This window comes from Kitasatospora sp. NPDC114501 (assembly GCF_055633695.1).
This window is the reverse complement of sequence record NZ_JBVKDS010000039.1, coordinates 1-8604: the sequence shown is the minus strand read 5'-3', so window position 1 is coordinate 8604 and position 8604 is coordinate 1. Positions and strand designations below refer to the sequence as shown.

7 protein-coding genes are annotated in these 8604 nt (G+C 74.6%); 5 read left to right on the top strand and 2 right to left on the bottom strand.

Annotated elements, in window-relative coordinates; translation table 11 throughout:
• On the bottom strand, positions 1-1246 hold a 1246-nt coding region (locus ACZ7RU_RS36925; protein WP_470345383.1), incomplete at its 3' end, for a ferrochelatase.
• Positions 1247-1376: 130 nt separating this feature from the next.
• On the opposite strand from ACZ7RU_RS36925, the gene ACZ7RU_RS36920 reads away from it, so the two are divergent.
• The 4 genes from ACZ7RU_RS36920 (at position 1377) to sepH (ending at position 6552) form a co-directional block, all read left to right on the top strand.
• Positions 1377-2645: an MFS transporter gene (locus ACZ7RU_RS36920; RefSeq protein WP_470345382.1), complete on the top strand. Its 1269-nt coding sequence runs from the start codon at positions 1377-1379 to the stop codon at positions 2643-2645.
• 105 nt (positions 2646-2750) lie between these two features.
• On the top strand, positions 2751-4073 hold the full coding sequence (locus ACZ7RU_RS36915) for a D-arabinono-1,4-lactone oxidase (RefSeq protein ID WP_470345381.1): 1323 nt from the start codon (positions 2751-2753) through the stop codon (positions 4071-4073).
• Positions 4074-4089: 16 nt separating this feature from the next.
• Positions 4090-4878: a hypothetical protein gene (locus tag ACZ7RU_RS36910; RefSeq protein WP_470345380.1), complete on the top strand. Its 789-nt coding sequence runs from the start codon at positions 4090-4092 to the stop codon at positions 4876-4878.
• A 591-nt stretch (positions 4879-5469) separates the two neighbouring features.
• Positions 5470-6552 carry a septation protein SepH gene (gene sepH / locus ACZ7RU_RS36905; protein WP_387760800.1) on the top strand — a complete coding sequence of 361 codons (1083 nt, stop codon included), beginning with the start codon at positions 5470-5472 and terminating at the stop codon, positions 6550-6552.
• A gap of 63 nt (positions 6553-6615) precedes the next feature.
• On the opposite strand, the gene ACZ7RU_RS36900 is transcribed toward sepH, so the two are convergent.
• Positions 6616-7494: a sulfurtransferase gene (locus tag ACZ7RU_RS36900; RefSeq protein ID WP_470345379.1), complete on the bottom strand. Its 879-nt coding sequence runs from the start codon at positions 7492-7494 to the stop codon at positions 6616-6618.
• A 275-nt stretch (positions 7495-7769) separates the two neighbouring features.
• On the opposite strand from ACZ7RU_RS36900, the gene ACZ7RU_RS36895 reads away from it, so the two are divergent.
• The gene (locus ACZ7RU_RS36895) at positions 7770-8513 is read left to right on the top strand and encodes a VOC family protein (RefSeq protein ID WP_470345384.1); all 744 of its coding nucleotides are present in this window, start codon (positions 7770-7772) and stop codon (positions 8511-8513) included.
• The last annotated feature ends 91 nt before the right edge of the window (positions 8514-8604 follow it).

The window sequence follows — 8604 nt, the reverse complement described above, 5'->3', positions numbered from 1 at the left end:
GGCAGGGCGGGGGTGGGCACGGGGTTCTCCTCCGGAGCGACGGACGGATCGGACGGGGACATGCGGGACATGCGGGGACGGGCAGGGCGCGCGGGACTCGCGCTCCGCGCTCGGCGACGGCCGGGCGCTGAGCGCGCGGGTTGGGGCAGCAGGCCACCGCGCACACGTCGTGGCTGGGGCCGAGGGTGCCGAGAGCGCAGCGGGTCACCCGCTCCCCGCGCTCAGTGGCGGCCCGCTCCAGGACGAGTTCGCGCACCGCGGCAGTGAACCGGGGGTCGGCGCCGACGGTGGCGGCGCGGGCCACCGGCAGGCCGAGTTCGGCGGCCTTGGCGACGGCCTCGGTGTCGAGGTCGTACCTGACCTCCATGTGGTCGGAGACGAAGCCGATCGGGACCATCACCACGGCGGGCGCGCCGTCGGCGTGCTGGGCCTCCAGGTGGTCGCAGATGTCGGGTTCCAGCCACGGGATGTGCGGGGCGCCGCTGCGGCTCTGGTACACCAGCTCCCACGGCCGGTCGGCGACGCCGGTGCGCTCGGCCACCGCGGCGGCGATCAGCCGGGCCACGTCCAGGTGCTGGGCGACGTACGCGCCGCCGGGCTCGCCGCGGGCCGGGTCGTCCGGGGCGCCGGAGGTCTCGGCCATGGCGTCCGGGATGGAGTGGGTGGTGAACGCCAGCCGGGCGCCGGGGCGGACGGCCTCGGGCAGCTCGTCCAGGGCGGCCAGGGCGGCGTCGATCATCGGCTGGACGAAGCCCGGGTGGTTGTAGAAGTGCCGCAGCTTGTCCACCCGAAGGGCGGGCCCGCCCTCCTCGGCGAGCGCGGCCAGCGCGTCGGCCAGGTTCTCCCGGTACTGGCGGCAGCCCGAGTAGCCGGCGTAGGCGCTGGTGGCGAGCACGGCGATCCGGCGGTGGCCGTCGGCGGCCAGTTCCCGCAGGGTGTCGACCAGGTAGGGCGCCCAGTTCCGGTTGCCCCAGTAGACCGGCAGGTCCAGCCCGTGCTCGGCGAAGTCCTTGCGCAGCGCGGCGAGCAGTTCGCGGTTCTGCCCGTTGATCGGACTGACCCCGCCGAACATGAAGTAGTGCTTGCCCACCTCCTTCAGCCGCTCCTTGGGGATGCCCCGGCCGCGGGTGACGTTCTCCAGGAAGGGGACGACGTCCTCGGGGCCCTCGGGCCCGCCGAAGGACAGCAGCAGCAGGGCGTCGTACGGGGCGGCGCCGGAAGCGGAGGGATTGCGCGCGTCGGACATGGCACCGATCCTGCCACTGAGGGGACGGGCGCCGTCGCCGGGGCCGCGCGGGTGTCCGGAAAATACCGTTTGCCAACGTACGTAAGCTGTGTTTACCAGCCTTGTTCCTTACTCCCCGCCCGGAGCTCCCGTGCTGTCCAGCTACCGCCAGATATTCGCCGCCCCCGGCACTCTGGCCTTCTCCTCCACCGGCTTCGTCTCCCGACTGCCGATCTCCATGACCGGCATCGGCATCGTGACCATGCTGTCCCAGCTCAGAGGCTCCTACGGGGTGGCCGGCCTGGTCTCGGCCTGCCTCGCGATCTCCGCCGCGGTCCTCGGCCCCCAGGTCTCCCGGCTGGTGGACCGGCACGGCCAGCGCAGGATCATCGTCCCCGCCATGGCGATCACCGTCGTCGCCGTCACGGGCCTGCTGCTCTGCGCCCGGCTGGGCGCCCCGGACTGGACGCTGTTCGTCTTCGCCGCCGGCATGGGCGTGATGCCGAGCACCGGCGCGATGGTCCGCGCCCGCTGGGCCCACCTCTACCGCGAGGACACCGGCAAGCTCCACACCGCCTACTCCTTCGAGGCCGTGGTCGACGAGGTCTGCTTCATCGTCGGCCCGATCCTCTCCATCGGCCTGGCCACCTCCGTCTTCCCCGAGGCCGGGGTGCTGCTCGCCGGGATCTTCCTCACCGTCGGCGTCCTGCTGTTCGCCGGGCAGCGCTCCACCGAGCCGCCGGTCCATCCGGCCGGCCGGCACCACGGCGGCTCGGTCATCCTCAACCGCGGCCTCCAGGTGCTGATGCTGACCTTCGTCGCCACCGGCGCGATCTTCGGCTCGGTCGAGGTGGTCACCGTCGCCTACGCCGAGGACCAGGGCCACAAGTCGGTCTCCAGCGTGATCCTCGCCCTGTGGGCGCTCGGCTCCTGCCTGGCCGGGGTGGTCTTCGGCACCCTCAGGCTCACCGGCTCGATGGCCGTCCGCTTCCTCGGCGGCGTCCTCTTCATGGCGATCAGCATGGTGCCGCTGGTGCTGGTGGCCCACGCGGTGCACGGCATCGGCGGGCTGGTCTCGGTCGGCGCCGCGCTGCTGGTCGCCGGCATCGCCATCTCCCCCACCCTGATCACCGCGATGGCCCTGGTCGAACGGCTCGTCCCGGCCGCCCAGCTGACCGAGGGGATGACCTGGACCACCACCGGCCTGGCCCTCGGCGTCGCGGCCGGCTCCTCGGCCGGCGGCTGGGTGGTCGACGCCTCCGGCTCCGCCGCGGGCTACTGGGTGCCGGTCGCCGCCGGCCTGCTCGGGGTGGTCGCCGCCCTCGCCGGCCTCGGCCGGCTGCGCGCCGGACTGGCCGCCGACACGCCCGCCGGGGCGACGGCCGACGGGGTCGAACGGCCCGTAGACGCCGAACGGTGAACTGACTAGTCTCTCGCCCTACCCGCAGGCCCTACCAGCGGGTAGGGCGGCCGCGCCGCCCCGGACCGCGCCGACCCGTTCGGCCACGGAGCAGGAGGCAGCGCAATGCCCCAGGCCAGTACCGCGACCCCCACCCGGTGGACCAACTGGGCCGGCAACCAGAGCGCCCGCCCCGCCCGGGCCGCCGCCCCCGGCACCGCGGAGGAACTGGCCAGGGAGATCCGGCGGGCCGCCGAACAGGGCCGCACCGTCAAGGCCGTCGGCTCCGGCCACTCCTTCACCTCGATCGCGTCCGCCGGCGACGGCGTCCAGATCCGCCCGCACGCGCTCACCGCCGTCCGCGGGATCGACCGCGAGGCCGGCACCGTCACCGTCGAGTCCGGCCTCCCGCTGCACCGGCTCAACCGGCTCCTCGCCGCCGAGGGCCTCTCGCTGACCAACATGGGCGACATCGAGGTCCAGACCGTGGCCGGCGCCACCAGCACCGGCACCCACGGCACCGGCCGCGACTCCGGCTCGCTGGCCGCCCAGATCCGCGCGCTGGAGATCGTCCTCGCCGACGGCACCGTCCGGCACTGCTCCCCCACCGAGAACCCCCGGCTCTTCCAGGGCGCCCGGCTCGGCCTCGGCGCCCTCGGCGTGATCACCGCGCTCACCTTCGGCGTCGAGCCGGCCTTCCTGCTCACCGCGCACGAGCAGCCGATGGGCTTCGACGAGGTGCTGGAGCGCCTGGACGACCTCACCGCCGTCAACGAGCACTTCGAGTTCTACTGGTTCCCGCACACCGACCGCTGCGCCACCAAGCGCAACAACCGCAGCCAGGGCCCGGCCGCACCGCTGCCCCGGTTCAAGGAGTGGCTGGAGGACGACTTCCTCTCCAACACGGTCTGGGAGGGCGCCTGCCGGGTCGGCCGCCGCTTCCCCGGCTCGATCCCCTCGATCGCCTCGCTGGCCAGCCGGGCGTGGTCCGAGCGCAGCTTCACCGACACCGCGTACAAGGTGTTCACCAGCCCGCGCAGGGTCCGGTTCGTGGAGATGGAGTACGCGGTGCCCCGCGCGGCCGTCGGCGAGGTGCTGCGCGAGCTGCGGGCCCTGGTCGAGCGCTCCGGCTGGAAGGTCAGCTTCCCGGTCGAGGTGCGCTTCGCCCCCGCCGACGACCTCTGGCTCTCCACCGCCTCCGGCCGGGACAGCGCCTACATCGCCGTCCACCTCTACCGGGGCACCGCCGACCAGGGCTACTTCACCGGCGTCGAACAGCTGATGACCGCCCATCAGGGACGGCCGCACTGGGGCAAGCTGCACACCCGCGACGCCGAGTACCTGGCCGGCGTCTACCCGCACTTCGCCGACTTCACCGCGTTGCGCGACGAGGTCGACCCGCAGCGGGTGTTCGGCAACGACTACCTGCGCCGGGTGCTGGGCGCCTGACCCGTCCTAGGAGGTGGTGCCGGTCCCGTCGGCCGGCGGCGGGGCCACCGGCTCCTTCGCCGGCTCGTTCGCCGGAGCGCTGCTCGGCGCCGGCTGCCGCGGGCTCGCCGCACCGGTGGGCTTCCCGCTCCCCGCCGAGGGGGAGGCGCCGGTCGACGGGGTCGCACTGGGGCCCGCCGAGGGCGTGGCCGTCCCGGCGCCGCCGCTCGGCGTGTCACCCGGCCCCCGGCTCGGCCGGGTGGTCGCCGGGGCCGAGGCACCGCCGGACGGCGTGGCGTCCTGGCCCGGCCGGCCGCCCGGGGACGGCCGGTCCGCCGGGGCGTCCTGCGGCTGGGACGACCTGGGCGTCACCGAGCCGCCGAAGGACGTGCCGTTGCCCGACTCACCCTTGACCGTCGCCGACACCGGCTGCCCGGTGGCCAGTTCGAACGCCACGATCGGCGCCATCGCCAGCAGGAAGACCAACCCGGACGCCGCCGCGTACGCCTTCCAGCCCCACCGCCGGCGCGCCCGCACCACCTGCGGCTCGTTCCACTCCGAGGTGATCACCGGCGGCCGCACCCCCGCCCCGGGCTCGCCGGCCCCGACGGGCACCTGGCGCAGGGTGTTGGCGGTCTGGTTCGGCCCCCGCTCCACCGCCCCGCGCAGCTGCTCGCCGGTCCGCCTGAAGAGGTGCTGGAACACCGCGCTGCCGGTGGTGGCCCCGACGCTCACCACGGCGGCGCCCAGGATCGTGCCGTACACCCCCAGTTCGGAGGCGAGCAGCGCACCCACCACCGTGGCCAGCGCACTCGCCGCGACCTGAGCCACACTCAGATCGATGCGCCTGCGCTCCTCCTTGGCCTTTCCGCCCTCCTCGGCGGGGCTCCGCTGCGGCATCAACATCCCTCGGTCCGTACGGCTCTTCCTCGAACAAGACTCTCCATCTTGCACAAAGAAGGACACAAGGGACGAAAATGCGGTTCTCCGCGCCCGGATTGTGTGAAGATGATCACCGTCCGTCCGGCAGTGGTCCGCCATTGGGGGAGCGCGCTCTTGAGATTCCCGTGAATCGCGGGAGACTTGAGCGGCGAGCCGCCCCTGTGGATGCCACGAATGGAGTACTGTTCGTAAAGCCCGAGCCTTGGGTCGACTTGTCGACTGTGCCTACACCGACAGCTTGACGAGGAGCCACGGAACGGGCACGCACGGCGACGCCCGTCCCGGATCGTCGCGTTCACTGCGCGTGCGAGGACGGCCGGGACACCCAGGCGCGACGCCGACCGACGGCGTGGCAAAAAGGCAACCGTGCCACAGCGGCATGCACGGGCGTACGCCCGACACGCCGGGGAACTCAGCAAGGTTGTGGCCAGTCGCGAGTGGGCAGGCCACACTCAGTACGGGAGCAGCGACGCAGGTGACGTCGGCAGGCACCACCCGGGAGGTAACCGTGCCCGAACTGCGGGTTGTGGCCGTCAGCAACGACGGCACACGGCTGGTGCTCAAGGCTGCCGACAGCACGGAGTACACCCTTCCCATCGACGAGCGGCTACGTGCCGCCATCCGTGGGGACCGGCCGCGCCTCGGCCAGATCGAGATCGAGGTCGAGAGCCATCTGCGCCCCCGGGACATCCAGGCCCGGATACGAGCCGGTGCCTCCGCCGAGGAGGTCGCCCAGGCCGCCGGGATCTCCGTCGACCGCGTCCGCCGCTTCGAGGGCCCGGTCCTCGCCGAGCGCGCCTTCATGGCCGAGCGCGCCCGCAAGACCGCGATCCGCCGCAACGGCGAGTCCCCCGGCCCGCAGCTCGGCGAGGCCGTCGCCGAGCGGCTCGCGCTGCGCGGCGCCGAGAAGGAGACCGAACGCTGGGACTCCTGGCGGCGCGACGACGGCACCTGGGAGGTCATCCTCTCCTACCGGGCCGACGGCGAGGGCCGCAGCGCTTCCTGGACGTACGACCCGCCCCGGCGCCTGGTCCAGCCCAACGACGACGAGGCCCGTGCGCTGATCGGCGAGAACGTCGAGCGCGAGGAGGAGTCGGTCTTCCCGTTCATCCCGCGGATCGCCCGGCTCCCCCAGGACCGGCCGCCCCGCCCGATGATCGACCGGCCCTCGGCCGACCGCATCATGTCGGCCCGCGAGGTCCGCGAGTCGCGGGAGGCCACCGCCGAGTCCCGGGACTCGCTGACCAGCCTGCTCGACGTGGTCCCCGCCTTCCGCGGCGACCTCGCGGTCGGCGCCCCCGCCCCGATCGAGCCGGTGCCCGCCGAGGTCGCCGAGGAGAACGAGGAGCCGGCCGCGGCGGCAGCCGCCCCGGCGGTCGGCGCGGGCTCGGCCTACGCCGACATCCTGATGCCGCGCGCCGTCGCCCCGCACCGCGACCGCCTGGTCGGCACCACCGACCGGCAGGCCGAGGCGGACGGCGTCCGGCCCGGGCGCCGGGCCACCGTGCCCAGCTGGGACGAGATCGTCTTCGGCAGCCGGCGCAAGAAGCAGGAGTAGCACCAGCGGTACGCCACAGGGGCGGGAGGCCCGGCCTCCCGCCCCTGTGGCGTACCCGGGGAGTCAGCCCGGCTGCCCGGTGACCGCCACCGGGCGCGCCTCGTCGCTCGACCACTCGCTCCACGAGCCCGGGTACAGCGTGGCCGGCAGGCCCGCCACCTCCAGCGCCAGGATCTGGTGCGCCGCCGTCACGCCCGAACCGCAGTACACCGCCGTCTCCCGCTCCCCCGCGCCCAGCGCCCGGAACCGGGCGGCCAGCTCGACGGCAGGGAGGAACCTGCCGTCCGGGCCCACGTTCCCGGCCGTCGGCGCCGAGACCGCACCCGGGATGTGCCCGGCCCTCGGGTCCACCGGCTCGGTCTCGCCCCGGTAGCGCTCCCCCGACCGGGCGTCCAGCAGCAGGCCGCTGCGCGCCCAGGCCGCGGCGCCGTCCCCGTCCACCGTCGGCAGCTGCCCCGGCACCGGCTCGAAGTCGCCCTCCCCGGGCTCCGGCAGCTCGGTCGACACCGGCAGGCCGGCCGCCTGCCAGGCCGCGAAGCCGCCGTCCAGCACCCGGACGTCCCGGTGGCCGGCCCAGCGCAGCAGCCACCAGGCCCGGGCCGCCGCCATCGAGGCCGCGCCGTCGTACACCACGACCGGGTGCCGGGCGCTGACCCCGAAGCGGCGCATCGCCGCGCCGAACTCCTCCGGGTCCGGCAGCGGGTGGCGCCCGCCCCGGCCGGGAGCGCCGGGCGCGGCGGCCAGGTCCCGGTCCAGCTCGACGAAGTGGGCGCCGGGCAGGTGACCGGCCCGGTACTCCTCGGCCGCGGTCGGGCCGCCCGGCGCGGCGCCGACCAGCTGGTAGCGCACGTCCAGCAGCACCGGCGGCAGCGCGGAGGCCAGCGCCTCCCGCAGCCCGGCCGCGGAGATCAGCGGGGAACCGTCGTTGTAGGTGGTGGTCATGGCGGACATTGTCGCGCAGCGCGGCCCGGGCGGCGGGGGCCCGGACCCTCGCACCTCGCCCCGGCCCGGACCGACGGAAGGCGACGGAATCCGACGGAAGACGGCAGAAGGCGGCGGAAATCCGCAGGACACGCCCAGGCCCACCGCTCTTTGTGGGGTCTTTGCCGGACTTTCCGCGCGGCCCGAGGGTTGGGCGCCCGTCAAGGTGGAAGCATCACCCTCGCGCGAGGATCTCCGTGCGCCGACCACCCACGAGGAGGCCCGCATTGCCCGCGGTGGAACTCCGACTGGCCCAGGGCACGCCCTGCTGGGTCAGCCTGCTGACCGACGACCTGCCCGGCGCCCGCGCCTTCTACGGCGCCCTGCTCGGCTGGACGTACACCCCCGGGCCCGGCCAGCTCGGCGACTACGTCCGGGCCGAGCTCGACGGGGCGCCGGTGGCCGGCCTCGGCGTCTCCACCGCCACCGGCTTCCCGGTGCAGTGGACCACCTACTTCGCCGTGGACGACGCCGACCGCACCACCCAACGCGTCCGCGAGTGCGGCGGAACCGTCGCCGTCGGGCCGCTCCAGGCCGAGCGCGCCGGGCGGATGGCCGTCGCCGCCGACGTCTCCGGCGCGGTCTTCGGCCTCTGGCAGGGCGAGGAGCACCTCGGCCGGGAGGCGGGCCGCGAGCCGGGCGCCCCGGCCTGGGCCGAACTGCTCACCCCCGACGCGCCGGGCGCGGCCACCTTCTACTCCGCCGTGCTCGACCGCCCGGTCCGCTCCACCGCGGAGGAGAGCTCGCTGATGGTGCACGGGCGTCCGGTCGCCGGCATCCGGCACCGCGCCGAGCTGCGCGGCCACCCGCCGCGCTGGCGCACCCACTTCGCGGTCCGCGACGCCGCGCTGACCGCCCGTCACACCGTCGAGCTCGGCGGCCGGGTCCTGGTCGAACCGCAGGACACCGCCCGCGGCCGGGCCGCCCGGCTCGCCGACCCGCAGGGCGGCCACTTCTCCGTCCTGGAAGCGGCTCCCTAGGGCCTGTGTGAGGTTGTGATCAGTCTTCGGGTTCTGCCTTCGTCCGAGGGTGAAACCCGGTACGACTGTGTCTGTGACGCGTAGGCAACTC